11 protein-coding genes are annotated in these 15,308 nt (G+C 52.1%); 4 read left to right on the top strand and 7 right to left on the bottom strand.

What is annotated here, in order from left to right; all coding sequences use genetic code 11:
- The first annotated feature begins 185 nt into the window (after positions 1-185).
- The gene (locus tag ETV65_RS03105; RefSeq protein WP_129951526.1) at positions 186-1,553 is read left to right on the top strand and encodes a glycoside-pentoside-hexuronide family transporter; all 1,368 of its coding nucleotides are present in this window, start codon (positions 186-188) and stop codon (positions 1,551-1,553) included.
- Between the two features lie 176 nt (positions 1,554-1,729).
- Positions 1,730-4,054, top strand: coding sequence for an alpha-xylosidase (yicI, locus tag ETV65_RS03110; protein ID WP_129951527.1), 2,325 nt, complete (start codon positions 1,730-1,732; stop codon positions 4,052-4,054).
- Positions 4,055-4,113: 59 nt separating this feature from the next.
- On the opposite strand, the gene xylR is transcribed toward yicI, so the two are convergent.
- The 4 genes from xylR to xylF all read right to left on the bottom strand — a co-directional run bounded on the left by xylR (position 4,114) and on the right by xylF (position 9,274).
- Complete coding sequence (xylR, locus tag ETV65_RS03115) at positions 4,114-5,301, bottom strand: D-xylose utilization transcriptional activator XylR (RefSeq protein WP_129951528.1); 1,188 nt, start codon at positions 5,299-5,301, stop codon at positions 4,114-4,116.
- Between the two features lie 181 nt (positions 5,302-5,482).
- Complete coding sequence (xylH, locus tag ETV65_RS03120; protein ID WP_129951529.1) at positions 5,483-6,682, bottom strand: xylose ABC transporter permease XylH; 1,200 nt, start codon at positions 6,680-6,682, stop codon at positions 5,483-5,485.
- Positions 6,675-8,216 (bottom strand): xylose ABC transporter ATP-binding protein, encoded by a 1,542-nt coding sequence (locus ETV65_RS03125; RefSeq protein ID WP_129951530.1) that lies wholly within the window; start codon positions 8,214-8,216, stop codon positions 6,675-6,677. The genes xylH and ETV65_RS03125 overlap by 8 nt, the downstream gene beginning before the upstream one ends.
- Before the next feature lie 65 nt (positions 8,217-8,281).
- On the bottom strand, positions 8,282-9,274 hold the full coding sequence (gene xylF / locus ETV65_RS03130; RefSeq protein WP_129952122.1) for a D-xylose ABC transporter substrate-binding protein: 993 nt from the start codon (positions 9,272-9,274) through the stop codon (positions 8,282-8,284).
- A gap of 382 nt (positions 9,275-9,656) precedes the next feature.
- Between xylF and xylA the strand changes: the two genes are divergently transcribed.
- Together xylA and xylB are read left to right on the top strand one after the other, a co-directional pair.
- On the top strand, positions 9,657-10,976 hold the full coding sequence (gene xylA, locus ETV65_RS03135) for a xylose isomerase (protein ID WP_129951531.1): 1,320 nt from the start codon (positions 9,657-9,659) through the stop codon (positions 10,974-10,976).
- 91 nt (positions 10,977-11,067) lie between these two features.
- Positions 11,068-12,519 carry a xylulokinase gene (xylB, locus tag ETV65_RS03140; RefSeq protein WP_129951532.1) on the top strand — a complete coding sequence of 484 codons (1,452 nt, stop codon included), beginning with the start codon at positions 11,068-11,070 and terminating at the stop codon, positions 12,517-12,519.
- Between the two features lie 576 nt (positions 12,520-13,095).
- Here xylB and lsrG read toward each other — a convergent pair.
- From lsrG to lsrB, 3 genes are read right to left on the bottom strand one after another with little or no spacing between them, the layout of a single operon-like run.
- Complete coding sequence (gene lsrG / locus ETV65_RS03145; RefSeq protein ID WP_129951533.1) at positions 13,096-13,386, bottom strand: (4S)-4-hydroxy-5-phosphonooxypentane-2,3-dione isomerase; 291 nt, start codon at positions 13,384-13,386, stop codon at positions 13,096-13,098.
- 3 nt (positions 13,387-13,389) lie between these two features.
- Positions 13,390-14,265 carry a 3-hydroxy-5-phosphonooxypentane-2,4-dione thiolase gene (gene lsrF, locus ETV65_RS03150; RefSeq protein WP_129951534.1) on the bottom strand — a complete coding sequence of 292 codons (876 nt, stop codon included), beginning with the start codon at positions 14,263-14,265 and terminating at the stop codon, positions 13,390-13,392.
- A gap of 19 nt (positions 14,266-14,284) precedes the next feature.
- Positions 14,285-15,301: an autoinducer 2 ABC transporter substrate-binding protein LsrB gene (lsrB, locus tag ETV65_RS03155; RefSeq protein ID WP_129951535.1), complete on the bottom strand. Its 1,017-nt coding sequence runs from the start codon at positions 15,299-15,301 to the stop codon at positions 14,285-14,287.
- Positions 15,302-15,308: the final 7 nt, after the last annotated feature.

Consider the following 15,308-nt stretch of genomic DNA (forward strand, 5'->3'; position numbering starts at 1 on the left):
TTTTCAGCATTTTACGGGTCTATATCAGGCGCTTCCCCTCACTTTTCCCGCTCAACATTCCCCCGTTTGCCTTGTGCGATCACAGAAATAAAGAAACATAAATTCAGAAACAAAAATCTCAATAGCCGCAGACCCCCGCCAACCGTTAAAAACGTACTCTCCCTTTTCATATGGACATTCACGCAATGAGTACAGAAATCCTTTCGGTCAAGGAAAAGATTGGATACGGATTAGGTGACGCCGCCAGTCATATCATTTTCGATAACGTCATGCTCTACATGATGTTTTTCTATACCGATATTTTCGGCATTCCGGCGGGTTACGTCGGTACAATGTTCCTGCTGGCCCGCGCACTGGACGCGATCTCGGACCCGTGCATGGGATTACTGGCAGACCGTACCCGCACGCGCTGGGGAAAATTCCGCCCTTATGTGCTCTTCGGCGCCATTCCTTTTGGCATCGTCTGCGTATTCACCTACACCACGCCGGAGCTAAGCATGACCGGCAAAATGATTTATGCCGCCATCACATATACCCTGCTGACGCTGATGTATACCGTGGTCAATATTCCTTATTGCGCTCTCGGCGGTGTGATTACCTCTGACCCGGCGCAGCGGATTTCGCTGCAATCGTACCGCTTTGTTCTCGCCACGGCAGGCGGCATGCTAAGTACCGTGCTGATGATGCCGCTGGTTAACTTTATCGGCGGTGAAAATAAAGCGCTCGGTTATCAGGGCGGGATTGCGGTACTGGCGATTGTCGCTGCCGTGATGCTGGCGATTTGTTTTGCCACGACCAAAGAACGTATTGACCCGGGCAAACCGACCGGCACCATGCGCGAAGACTTACGTGACATCTGGCACAACGACCAGTGGCGTATTGTCGGCCTGCTGACCATCCTCAATATCATGGCGGTCGCGGTTCGCGGCGGCGCCATGATGTATTACGTGACGTACATTCTCGGCAATCCGGTGCTGTTCGCCTGGTTCCTTGGCGTGTATTCCGTCGGCAACCTGATCGGCAGCGCACTGGCGAAGCCGCTTACCGACTGGAAATGTAAGGTCAGCGTTTTCTGGTGGACTAACGCCATTCTGGCGGTTCTGAGCATCGGCATGTTCTTCCTGCCTGTTCACGGCAGCGTTGTGATGTTTATCTTTATCTTTATTATCGGCGTCCTCCATCAGCTCGTGACCCCGATTCAATGGGTAATGATGTCTGACACTGTCGATTACGGTGAATGGAACGACGGAAAACGCCTCACGGGTATCAGCTTTGCAGGCACTCTGTTTGTGCTGAAACTCGGTCTGGCACTGGCTGGTGCCATGATCGGCTGGATGCTGGCAGGTGCCGGTTATCAGTCCGGTGCTGCCACTCAAAACAGTGCCACCATGACCAGCATTGTCGCACTGTTTACGGTGGTTCCGGCCGTCTGTTATCTGCTGAGCGCCATCATCTGTAAACGCTATTACATTCTTCGCACCCCGCTGCTGCGCCGCATCCTTGATGAGGTCGCACAGGGCATCCGCCGTAATCAGCAAGAATTTATGAAATAAATCTGCTTTTGAAGAACTGAAACTGTTTTAACTGAACATGCCCAAAATCATTCGTGCTGAATCAAGAGGGCAACTCAGTGAATCCCCGGGAGCATACATAAGTATGTGGCCGGGGTTCGCGAAGGCAGCCAACGCAGAGTCAGTATGAAGGATGAAGGGCTAGAGGAGAAAAATTAATGAAAATCAGTGATGGTAACTGGTTGATCCAGGAAGGATTGTCACTCACGCATCCGCTTCAGGTGTTTGAAGTACAACGCTCAGGAAATGAGATGGTGATTTACGCCGCGCCGAAAGATGCATCGGAACGCGCCAGCCAGCTCGACTCACCGCTGTTTACGCTGCGTTTCTTCTCACCGCAGACCGGCGTAATAGGTGTACGCATTACTCATTTTGATGGTGAAAGAGAGAAAGGCCCGCATTACGCGTTAATCCAAACCGACACACCAGAACTGCGTTTTGAAGATAACGATGAATTCGCCGCACTGCACAGCGGTGATCTCTGTGTTCGTGTGACCAAAGGCAATAACTGGACGCTGGATTTCCTGCGCAACGGCCGCCGGATCACCGGCAGTGTTGCGAAGTCTAACGGCTATGTGCAAGATGCGAAAACACAGAAAACCTACATGATGGAACGTCTGGATCTGGGCGTCGGCGAAACGGTTTACGGCCTGGGAGAGCGTTTCACCGCACTGGTTAAAAATGGTCAGACGGTTGAGACCTGGAACCGTGACGGCGGCACCAGCACAGAGCAATCCTACAAAAACATTCCGTTCTACCTGACGAACCGCGGCTATGGCGTGCTGGTGAATCATCCCGAATGTGTGTCTTTTGAAGTTGGCTCTGAAAAAGTCTCCAAGGTGCAGTTCAGCGTGGAAGGCGAGTATCTCGAATATTTTGTTATCGATGGCCCGACGCCGAAAAAAGTGCTCGACCGTTATACCCGCCTGACCGGCCGCCCTGCACTTCCACCAGCCTGGTCGTTTGGCCTGTGGCTGACGACTTCGTTTACCACCAATTATGATGAAGCAACCGTCAACAGCTTTATTGATGGCATGGCAGAACGTGAACTGCCACTGCATGTTTTCCATTTTGACTGCTTCTGGATGAAGGCTTTCCAGTGGTGTGATTTCGAATGGGATCCGCAAACTTTCCCGGATCCACAGGGTATGTTGCAGCGCCTGAAAGCGCGCGGTCTGAAAATCTGCGTGTGGATCAATCCGTACATCGGCCAAAAATCGCCGCTGTTCCATGAGGGCAAAGTAAAAGGCTATCTGCTCAAACGCCCTGACGGTCGTGTCTGGCAGTGGGATAAATGGCAGGCAGGCATGGGGATTGTCGATTTCACCAATCCACAGGCCTGCGAATGGTACGCCGGACACCTGAAACGTCTGGTGGATATGGGCGTAGATTGCTTCAAAACCGATTTCGGTGAACGTATTCCTACCGATGTTATCTGGCACGACGGCAGTGATCCGCAGAAGATGCATAACCATTATGCGTTTGTGTACAACAAACTGGTGTACGAAACATTGCAGGATAAGCTTGGTGCCGATGAAGCAGTCCTGTTTGCCCGCTCAGCCTCGGTGGGCGCACAACAATTCCCGGTTCACTGGGGTGGTGACTGTTATGCCACTTACGAGTCCATGGCTGAAAGCCTGCGCGGCGGATTATCCATCGGGTTGTCCGGCTTTGGTTTCTGGAGCCATGACATTGGCGGCTTCGAAAACACCGCACCGGCACATATCTACAAACGCTGGTGCGCATTCGGCCTGCTCTCCAGCCACAGCCGCCTGCATGGCAGTAAATCCTATCGTGTGCCGTGGGTATATGACGATGAAGCCTGCGACGTGGTACGCCAGTTCACGCAGCTTAAATGCCGCCTGATGCCGTATCTCTACCCGGCATCTGCACAGGCCGCCAGTCATGGAACGCCGGTGATGCGCGCCATGATGCTGGAGTTCCCTGAAGATCCGGCATGCGATTATCTCGATCGCCAATATATGCTCGGTGACGACCTGCTGGTGGCCCCCGTTTTCAGCGAAGAAGGCGACGTCGATTTCTATCTGCCACAAGGCCGCTGGACGCATCTTCTGAGCAACGACGTGGCTGAAGGCTCACGCTGGCATCGTCAGCAGCATGGCTTCGACAGTTTGCCGTTGTATGTCCGTCCGAATACCTTGCTGGCGCTTGGCAGCAATGATCAGAAGCCGGATTATGTTTACAACCAGCAGCCTCAATTCCATTTGTTCGAACTGGAAGAAGGCGCGGTCGCGGAAAGCGCGATCACGGATCTGAGCGGGAAAACCGTCTTCACTCTCAGCGCGGTGCGCAATGGCAACACCATCATTCTGACCAGTAAAGGCGACGCGCCAGGCTGGACGCTCTGTCTGCGTAATATTCAGCAGATAGCCGGTTTTAGTCAGGGCACATCAGCAATTCAGGCATCGGGCATCGTCCTGACACCCGAAGCGGGCTGTAAAGAGTTCGTGATTACGTTATAAAATTCATCAATAACCGGCCTCGCCGCCTTTCCGGGCTGCGGGGCTTTTTTATGCGGTGCCTAAACGTCCTGATAAACACTTTCGCCATGAATGCTACGGTATTCTTTAGGCGTCATTTCATAGCCTTTTTTAAATACTGAATAGAAATATTGCAGCGAAGGATAACCGCACATTTGCGAGATCTCATTGATAGAAATCGAGGTGGCGGCCAGCAGATTGCGGGCACGATCGAGTTTTTCTTCGTGGATCACTCCGTGAATCGTTTGCCCGGTTTCATCTTTAAAACGTTTCTCAAGGTTAGATCGCGACATGCCAATGGCATCCAGCACCTGCTCAACTTTAATCCCTTTGCAGGCGTGATAACGGATGTAATGCATAGCCTGAATGACGGCAGGGTCACGCAGTGATCGGAAATCCGTTGAACGACGCTCTACTACCTTCACCGGCGGCACCAGAATACGCTGTAACGGCAATTCGCGCTGATCCAACAACTGATGCAAAAGTTTCGCGGCGCGATAGCCCATCTGACGCGTGCCCTGTACTACGGATGACAACGCGACACGCGACAGGTAGCGCGTCAGTTCCTCATTATCGATACCAATGACGCAAAGCTTTTCTGGCACAGGAATATTCAGATGCTCGCATACCTGTAACAGATGCCGCGCCCGGGCGTCGGTGACAGCAATAATGCCGGTTTGCTGTGGCAGTGTCTGGATCCAATCCGCCAGCCGGTTCTGGGCGTGCTGCCAATTTTCCGGTGCGGTTTCCATGCCCTGATAGACTACGCCCTGATACTGCTCGGCAGACACCAGCTTTCTGAACGCATGCTCGCGTTCCTGCGCCCAGCGCTTTCCCCCTGCATCAGGCAGACCGTAAAATGCAAAACGGTTAATCCCCTTTTCTTTCAGGTGCATAAAGGCCGCTTCAACCAGTGCGTAGTTGTCGGTAGCGATATAATGTACCGGCGGATAATCTTCTTCCTGATGATAGGAACCGCCCACGCCGACAATCGGCACGTTGAGACCTTCGAGCAACGTTTCAATTTCACGGTCGTCAAAATCGGCGATCACGCCATCACCTAGCCAGTCTTTAATGTTGTCGATGCGACAGCGGAAATCTTCCTCAATAAAGATATCCCAGTCACTTTGTGAGGCCTGAAGGTATTCACCTACGCCTTCGACGACCTGACGGTCATAGACTTTATTGGCGTTAAATAACAACGTGATCCGATAACGTTTTTCAAACATACCTGTTTCTCACCGATGATCTAATAGACTAAAGCCTCATTCATTTGCACTAATGAATGAGGCTGATTGGGTTGGTCAATAGCACAACACAAGGGCTTACGTAGATTTGGCATAGCGAATTTGTGAGGCTCCTCAGGTTTTCCTGAATGACAGTCCGCCATCACGGTGATCTTCGCTGACTTTATGCGCGCCGTTTGGTCGCAGAATCCATCCAGACCGCCAGCAGTAAAATCGCGCCTTTGACGATGTATTGCCAGAACGTCGGCACATCCAGCATGCTCATGCCGTTATCCAGCGAGGCCATAATGAAAGCCCCCATAACGGCACCGGCCACGCTGCCAACACCGCCTGCAAGGCTGGTTCCGCCAATAACACAAGCCGCGATGGCATCCAGTTCCGCGATATTGCCCGCCGAAGGCGAACCAGCCCCCAACCGCGAACTGAGGATCAGACCGGCAATCGCTACCATCAGCCCGTTGATCGCAAACACCGCCAGTTTGCTGCGCTCCACGTTAACGCCGGATAACCGTGCCGCTTCTATGTTGCCGCCAATCGCATAAATACGGCGACCAAATGCAGTACGGGAGGCCATGAACATGCCGCCCAGCATCAGCGCCACCAGAATCAGCACGGGCGTCGGCACACCGCGATAATCATTGAGCAGGTAAATAGCCCCCAGCGCAATAATCGCAGTGAGAGCCTGACGGGTCACATCACTTTTTGCTGCTGTCAGCGGCAAACCCAGTGCCGCCCGCTGTTTGCGCCTGCGCCATTGCCAGCCAATGAACAGGGCCAGCGCAATGGCGCCAATACCAAAACCGAAAGAATCAGGCAGATAACTCTGACCAATTAATGACATGGCAGGGGTTGTCGGCGATACCGTGGTGCCGCTGGTGATACCAATCAAAATGCCGCGAAACGCCAGCATTCCGGCCAGGGTTACGATAAATGAGGGGACCTTGCGATACGCGACCCACCAGCCATTCCAGGCACCCAGTAACAATCCGAGCGCCAGTGTCACCACAATAGTGAGCGGCAACGGCCAGCTGAGCCAGACATCGAAAATTGCCGCCGCGCCACCGAGTAATCCCATCATGGAGCCGACTGACAGGTCGATTTCCGCCGAGATAATGACAAATACCATACCGACAGCCAGAATGCCGGTGATTGCCGTCTGGCGCAGCAGGTTAGACACGTTACGGGCACTGATATATGCGCCATCGGTGGTCACGCTGAAAAAGACAATAATCACCGCAATGGCCGCCAGCATGACGAATACCTGCAGGTTAATGCTTTTTAGTTTCTGTATCGAAAATAACACGTCAGCCTCATCGGGACGGGCTGACGCAGACGGGGTTCCCGGCTGTGGAAATTTAGACATAAGATTCACTCCTCAGTGCGGCTTCCATGACCTGTTCCTGACTTAAATTATTGTTATCCAGACAGGCTTTGACCTGCCCGAGATGCATCACTACTACCCGATCGCTGAGCCCCAGCACTTCGGGTAACTCTGATGAGATGACGATAATCGCCATTCCCTGCGCCGCGAGCTGGCCGATCAATTTGTAAATTTCATGTTTTGCCCCGACGTCGATCCCGCGCGTCGGTTCATCAAGAATGAGGATTTTAGGTTTGAGCAGCAGACACCTCGCCAGAATGGCTTTTTGCTGATTGCCACCACTGAGCCGCCCGATCGCCAGTTCGGGAGAAGATGTTTTGATTTTGAGTTGCTTCACTGACTCACTGATAGTGTGCTGTTCCTGGGCTTCGCGCAGAACACCGCCGCCGCTGAACTGACTTAACGCCGCCAGCGTAATGTTGCTGCCAACCGCCATCACCGGCACGATGCCGTCACGTTTACGGTCTTCAGGCACCATCGCCAGCCCGCGGCGCATCGCATCACGGCAATCGGTGATCTGCACTTTTGAACCTTGCAGCCAGATATCTCCCGACCAGCGTCCGGGATAAACACCGTACAAACATTCCATCATTTCTGTTCTTCCGGCGCCCACCAGCCCGGCGACACCCAGCACCTCGCCCTGCCGCAGGGTAAAACCGGCGTTATCCACCCGTTTGATATGCCGGTTAACCGGATGCCAGGCAGTGAGATTTTCCACCCGTAAAATTTCTTCACCGATCTGGCGTTCACGGGACGGAAAGAGCTCAGTCAGTTCGCGCCCCACCATCATGGCGATAATTTCTTTCTCCGATGTCCCTGCGGCATTGCAGGTGGCGATATGTCTCCCATCACGGATCACACACAGTTTGTCGGAAATGGCTTTGACTTCGTTGAGTTTGTGGGAAATGTAAATGCAGGCGATATCGTGATGACGCAGGTCACGAATGATATCGAGCAAAATCGCCGTTTCACTTTCGGTCAGAGACGCCGTCGGTTCGTCCAGCACCAGCAACCGGACCTGCTTGTTCAGCGCTTTGGCAATTTCAACCAGTTGCCGCTGCCCAAGGCCCAGTTCACCAACCCGTGTATGCGGGTCAATATTGAGTTTGACCTGCGCCAGCATGCGCTGGCAGCGCAAATACATTTTATCGGTATCGAGCATCCCGTAACTGCCCCACTCATTTCCCAGAAACATGTTTTCCAGTACGCTCAGTTGTTTTACCAGCGCGAGTTCCTGATGAATAATCGCAATTCCTTTTTGCTCGGTATCCCGGATACCCTTCGCTGTAAGCCGTTCTCCTGAAAAATAAATTTCACCTTCAAATGTGCCTTGCGGATAAATACCGCACAACACTTTCATTAATGTGGATTTACCTGACCCATTTTCACCGCACAGTGATAACACTTCTCCCGCAGATAACGTCAGGCTAATATTATCAACGGCTTTTACCACACCAAACCTCTTAGTGATATTGCGCATATCCAGCAACGGTAATTTTTCATATTGTTCTGGCATTTTCACCCCCGGCAGAAACAACACCTCCACAAGGAGGTGTTGTTTCCATAGAAAATATTGAAAAATTAAAGGTCTGACTTTTTGTGGAATCCATCAGCCACTACGGTGCTTTCAATATTACTTTTATCCACCTGAATCGGTGTCAATAAATAAGATGGCACCTCTTTTTTACCATTATTTAATGTGGCATTTGATTTCGGGGTTTCTCCTTTACCTAACTGCACTGCAATTTCTGCAGCATCATTGGCCAGTTTAGTAATTGGCTTGTAAACGGTCATGGTTTGAGTGCCGGCTTCGATTCGTTTAATTGCAGCAAGGTCGGCATCCTGCCCCGAAATAGCCACTTTCCCTGCCAGCCCTTGTGCTGACAGTGCCTGCACTGCGCCCCCGGCTGTTGCATCGTTAGATGCCACCACCGCATCAATTTTATTGTTGTTAGCGGTCAGGGCATTTTCCATAATTTTTAAGGCGTTTTCCGGCAACCACCCGTCAGCCCACTGATCGCCCACGATTTTAATCTTTCCGTCTTTGATGAGCGGATTCAGCACCTTCATCTGGCCAGCGCGGAACAGCTTGGCATTGTTATCCACCGGTGAGCCCCCCATCAGGAAATAATTTCCCTGCGGTACACGCTGAACCAGGCTTTGTGCCTGGAGTTCGCCGACTTTTTCATTGTCAAAAGAGATATAAAAATCAATATCCGCGTTGTTGATCATGCGGTCATACGCCAGCACTTTGATGCCTTCCTGCTTAGCTTCGGCAATCACGTTACTGAGCACTTCGCCGTTGTACGGAATGATGACCAGCACATCAACGCCGCGATTGATCATATTTTCAATCTGCGCCATTTGTGTTTCTTCATTGCCGTTGGCGGATTGCACAAAAACATCCGCTCCCAGCGTTTTGGCTTTAGCCACAAAAATATCACGGTCTTTTTGCCAGCGTTCTAAACGTAAGTCATCAATAGCCATGCCAATTTTAATTTCTTTCGCTAACCCTGACTGGCTAAAAAGCACTAATGCGGCACAGGCAGAAAGAATTACTTTATTCATTTTCATCATGTCAGACCTTTTATAAGAATAAGTAGAGGCAGATACAGAGAAGTATGTACAGCAATGACACAAGGATTGTTGTCGCTGGGTAATTAATCGGCAATTGCAGATTTTAATCACTGCATTACGATTTTTTGTTTATTTTAGGAACTATGATGGTGATCATGGTTTGATTGTAATACGCACAAGCCAGGTACTTTTATTATCGTGATGTCATGGAAAGCGGGTAAAAAATGACAAGAAAAAGGGTTATTTATGCGATCTGCCGCACACTTAATAATTCTATTAAATTGAGTGTGAAATAACGTAATTGTGAGATTAAACGTCAACTCCGAAGATAGAGCCTCAGCCTCCCAGTCCCGCTGGGCCCGTTTTCAAGGAGTTATCAATGCACGCATATTTCGACAAACTCGACGCAGTCCGCTACGAAGGTGCTAACAGCACTAACCCGTTGGCATTCCGTCATTACAACCCTGAAGAAGTGATCCTCGGCAAAACGATGGCTGAGCATCTGCGTTTCGCCGCCTGTTACTGGCATACATTCTGCTGGAACGGCAACGATATGTTCGGTGTGGGTGCCTTTGATCGCCCATGGCAGCAAGCGGGCGATGCGCTGGAACTGGCTAAACGCAAGGCGGATGTTGCATTTGAATTTTTCCAGAAACTGAACGTCCCTTATTATTGCTTCCATGACGTTGACGTCTCGCCGGAAGGCGCATCAATTAAAGAATACGTGAATAATTTTGCCATCATGACCGATGTACTGGCGCAAAAACAGGAAGCCAGCGGGGTAAAATTATTGTGGGGTACAGCTAACTGCTTCACCCATCCACGTTACGGCGCAGGCGCAGCAACCAATCCTAATCCAGAAATTTATACCTGGGCCGCCGCACAGGTTGTGCACGCTATGAACGCCACCAAACAACTGGGCGGCGAAAATTACGTGCTGTGGGGTGGCCGTGAAGGGTACGAAACCCTGCTCAACACTGATCTTCGTCAGGAACGCGAACAACTGGGTCGCTTCATGCAGATGGTGGTTGAGCATAAACATAAAATTGGTTTTCAGGGCACGCTGTTGATCGAACCCAAACCGCAGGAACCGACCAAACATCAGTACGATTATGATGTCGCTTCCGTGTATGGCTTCCTGAAACAGTTCGGTCTGGAAAAAGAGATTAAAGTGAATATCGAGGCCAATCATGCCACGCTGGCCGGTCACTCATTCCACCATGAAATTGCTAACGCAATTGCTCTCGGTATCTTCGGTTCCGTCGATGCTAACCGTGGCGACCCGCAATGTGGCTGGGATACCGATCAGTTCCCGAACAGCGTGGAAGAAAATGCACTGGTAATGTATGAAATCATCAAAGCAGGCGGTTTCACTACCGGTGGTCTGAATTTTGACTCGAAAGTTCGTCGCCAAAGCACCGATAAATATGACCTGTTCTACGGCCATATCGGCGGAATGGACACCATGGCGCTGGCGCTGAAAGTGGCAGCCCGTATGATTGAAAGCCGTGAGCTCGATAAGCACGTTGCCCAGCGTTACGCTGGCTGGAACACAGAATTAGGTCAGCAGATCCTGCAGGGCAAAATGTCACTGGAAACCCTGAGCAGCTATGCGCAACAAAATGCGCTGGCTCCTCAGCACCAGAGCGGTCAGCAGGAGCGTCTGGAAAATCTGGTTAACCGCTACCTGTTTGGTTAACCGGTTAAAATAAGTTGGCGCCCTGCCCGCTATAGGCGGAATTGCAGGGCGTTAAACGTTACAGGTTCGGATCAACAGATAAGGGAAAATTATGTATCTCGGATTAGATCTGGGCACCTCTGGCGTCAAAGCCATTTTGCTTAGCGAAGAAGGTGGGGTGGTCGCCAGCCACAGTGAGGCGTTAACCCTTTCCCGCCCGCATCCGTTGTGGTCTGAGCAAAATCCTGCCGACTGGTGGGATGTAACGGACCGCGCAGTATCTGCACTGTCACAACAACACTCTCTGCGGGGTGTAAAAGCGATTGGCCTGACCGGTCAGATGCATGGCGCTACTCTGCTGGACGCACAGCAAAAAGTCTTACGTCCGGCCATTTTATGGAACGACGGTCGCAGTTTCAGCCAGTGTCAGCAACTGGAGGCGGAAGTCCCTGCGTCCCGCCAGATCACCGGTAACCTGATGATGCCTGGTTTTACTGCCCCTAAGCTGCTCTGGTTGCGTAAAAACGAACCGGCTGTATTTGCTAAAATAAACAAGGTCTTGCTGCCAAAAGATTATCTGCGCTGGCTGATAACCGGCGTTTTCGCCAGCGATATGTCAGATGCCGCTGGCACGATGTGGCTGGATGTTGCCAGGCGCGACTGGAGCGACGCATTACTTACTGCAACCGGCCTGACCCGCGAACAGATGCCCGCTCTTTTCGAAGGCAACCAGATTACCGGGCATCTGCTGCCTGAAATCGCCTCACGCTGGAATATGGATTCCGTGCCCGTGATTGCCGGTGGTGGTGATAATGCGGCGGGTGCCGTCGGTGTCGGATTATACAAAACCGGACAAGCTATGCTTTCCCTCGGCACATCCGGTGTGTATTTCGCCGTCAGCGACGGTTTCCTGAGTAATCCGCAACAGGCAGTACACAGTTTCTGTCATGCGCTGCCGGATACCTGGCATTTGATGTCCGTCATACTTAGCGCCGCCTCATGTCTGGATTGGGCCGCAAACCTGACTGGCTCCGCATCCGTTGGCGAACTGATCAATCTGGCTGAAAAGGCTCCGGTCGCAAATGCACCCGTATGGTTTTTGCCGTATCTCTCCGGCGAGCGGACTCCGCATAATAACCCGAATGCCAAAGGTGTTTTGTTCGGTCTGACACATCAGCATGGCCCTGCGGATATCGCCCGTGCCGTTCTCGAAGGTGTCGGTTTCGCACTGGCTGACGGCATGGATGTGCTGCATGCAACCGGCCTGATACCGCACAGCGTCACCCTCATTGGCGGCGGTGCCCGCAGCCCGTACTGGCGTCAGATGCTGGCAGACATCAGCGGCAAAACGCTGGAATACCGCACGGGTGGCGACGTCGGCCCGGCACTTGGCGCAGCGCGTTTAGCGCAAATCGCCATGAATCCGGGAAAACCGCCGGAGCAGTTCCTGCCGGAACTGCCACTTGAGCAAGTGCATCAGCCGGATGCTGATAAGCACACTGCGTATGCGGAACGGAGGAAAGTGTTCAGGGAGTTGTATGTGAGACTTGAGGGATTGATGTAATGGCGGATTGGCCATCAGGGCAATGTCAATGAAGGCCTGATCGGGAAGATTTCGGTTTCTCAAGTGCAGCGGTCACCTGAAGCACAGTGCCGAAACCGACCAGAGGGGAAAAGCTTTTCCCCTCTGAACTCCCCTCGCTTTTTCAAACACGTGATCCGCGCGCCGGCTATGTTTCAGGTATCGCAGCGACAGGCTGGAAATCTTGCCGCTGCGCGGTGCCTTCTCTCGGTCCTGGAGCCTCTGGTCTCCAGGCCGCTCCGTTCAGCAAGATTCCTGAATCGCCCGCACGATCTTTAAATCAACGGCAGACTGTTTTTCATCTTTTAAAAGGTTGATTGGCGTGCTCAAAAATGGCACCGAATGAATGGTTCGAGACCTATGGCTCGAAGCCTGAAATTCGGGAATCGCGCAGCGATGACATTTTGCGCCACACACTGATGCACCAGAATATGTCCTTCATACCAGCGATAGCGCGCAATGAAAAAAGCGCGGAGTCCAGAGGCCCGCGCGTTACCGGGTCTCTGGTCGGTGTGGGCCGACGCCCACGGTTTTGCAGTTGCAGTTAAAAATGACAGTTCAAGGGTAAATCCCCTTGAAGGTTGTCTTCTTCCTCGGCTCCGACATAATCCCCTCCAGCGCTTCAATACATTTCAGATAATGCGCTGTTTTTTTGTGCGCCAGTACAGCCTCGTTATCCTGATAGGCCTCATAGATAAAGAATCGTGTCGGTACCGACTCATCCTGCAGCACATCAAACCTGAGATTTCCCGGTTCCTTCACCGCGCCCAAATGATTAGCGTGAAATACCGCCAGGAACTCATCCACCTTTTCCGGGTGAATGTTAATTTCGACCAGTGTCACTTCCATGATTCACCCCTTTTCGCTCAGGAACAGTTCGTAGGCATGGGCCACGCTGGCGTTTTCATGTACCACCGCCTTCACCGCTTTTAGCATCGCGACCGGCGATTCAGACTGGAAGATGTTGCGCCCCATATCCACTCCGGAAGCGCCCTGATCAATAGCCTGATAACACATCTCCAGCGCCTCACGTTCCGGCAGTTTTTTACCGCCTGCAATCACGATGGGTACCGGACATCCCGCTGCCACACGCTCAAAACCTTCATCGACGTAATAGGTTTTGATAATGTTCGCGCCCATTTCAGCAGCTATTCGGGTTGCCAGCGAGAAGTAACGCTGGTCACGCGCCATATCTTTACCCACACCGGTCACCGCCATGGTCGGCATGCCATAACGCATCCCCTGATCAACCAGCTGGATGATGTTTTTAATCGACTGATGTTCATATTCACTGCCGATATATACCTGTGCCGCCATTGCTGCGACATTCAGGCGCAGCGCATCTTCTATCGCTACCGCCACCGCTTCATTTGAGAGTTCAGTCAGGATAGAGTTACCGCCGGAAGCCCGCATCACTACGGGTTTGTTCACCGCAGCAGGCACCACGCTGCGCAGCACGCCACGGGTACACATCAGTACGTCAGTGTGCGCAAACAAAGGCGCAATATTAATGTCGATACGTTCAAGACCCGTCGTCGGCCCCTGAAAATAGCCATGATCAAATGCCAGCATAACCGTCCGGCCTGAATGAGGATTGAAAATCCGCGCCAGCCGCGATTGCATTCCCCAGTCAAGCTGACCGCTGCCTTTAAGGAAGAATGCATGATTGTCCTGCGGCGTGCCGATGCCGAAATTTTTACCGTCTCTGATATCGTCCAGATCTGCCATTTCATTTTCTCCTTACTCGTCAGAAGTCATATTTGCCAATGTTGTCTTTGGTGAAGACCACGCGTTCGGGCAGTAAAACGATGCCGTTACCTTTGGCCTCATACTGGTAGCCCTGCACACTGTTCGGTACCACTTCCACCGCTCCGACGTCCGGCACATCCAGTTTGTCGCCCACGTTAAGCTCGCCTTTTTTCAGTAACTGATCAGCAACGTAAACCGAAATCTTGCCCTGACTGACCACATCCCACAGGCCAAACTGTTTCACCGTGCCGCGTTCAACATACGGCCGCATAACGTTTGGTGTGCTGAAGCCGACGATAGTCACGTTCGTCCGTTTAAGATTTTCCGCCGCCTGCGCGGCTGCCGGTAATGCGTTGGCATCAGGCGCAATGATTGCGTCGAGGTCCCCGTAGGATTTAAGGATACCTTCGGCGGTTTGTAGCGATTTGGTGGCGTCGTTATAGCCGTATTGTGTGGTGACGATTTCCCAACCCGGATGCTCTTTGGCGATTTTGGTTTTTGCCTCTTTCACCCACTGGTTCTGGTCGGTAACCGTCGGGCTGGAATAAAAAAACGCCACCTTGGCCTTTTCTTTTTTCACCTGACTGGAGGTCATATCCACCAGCATCGAGCCAAGTTGCTGCGGCGTGCCCTGATTGATGTAAATCGAGCGGCATTCCGGTTTGGTATCAGAATCCCAGGTCAGCACTTTCACGCCACGTTGCATGGCACGTTTGAGCGCCGGGCACAGACCATCGGGTGACACTGCAGCAACCACAATCGCGTTATATCCCTGATTGACGAAGTTGTTGATCATCTGCACCTGACCGGACACGCTCGGTTCCGTGGGCCCGTCATAGGTCACGTCTGCCCCCAACGCTTTACCGGCGGCCATTGCGCCGTTACCCCCACTGGTGAAATAACCGACGCCCACCAGTTTTGGAATAAACGCGATGCGTTCAGCCGCCTGCGCATTGAGGCAGGCCAGGCTTACAGCACTGGCAATTAATAAGGTTTTCAAACAATTGGATTTCATTATTCAC

The sequence above is a fragment of the Rahnella sp. RFA10(1/100) genome, from assembly GCF_004195115.1.
Classification (GTDB): Bacteria; Pseudomonadota; Gammaproteobacteria; order Enterobacterales; family Enterobacteriaceae; genus Rahnella; species Rahnella perminowiae.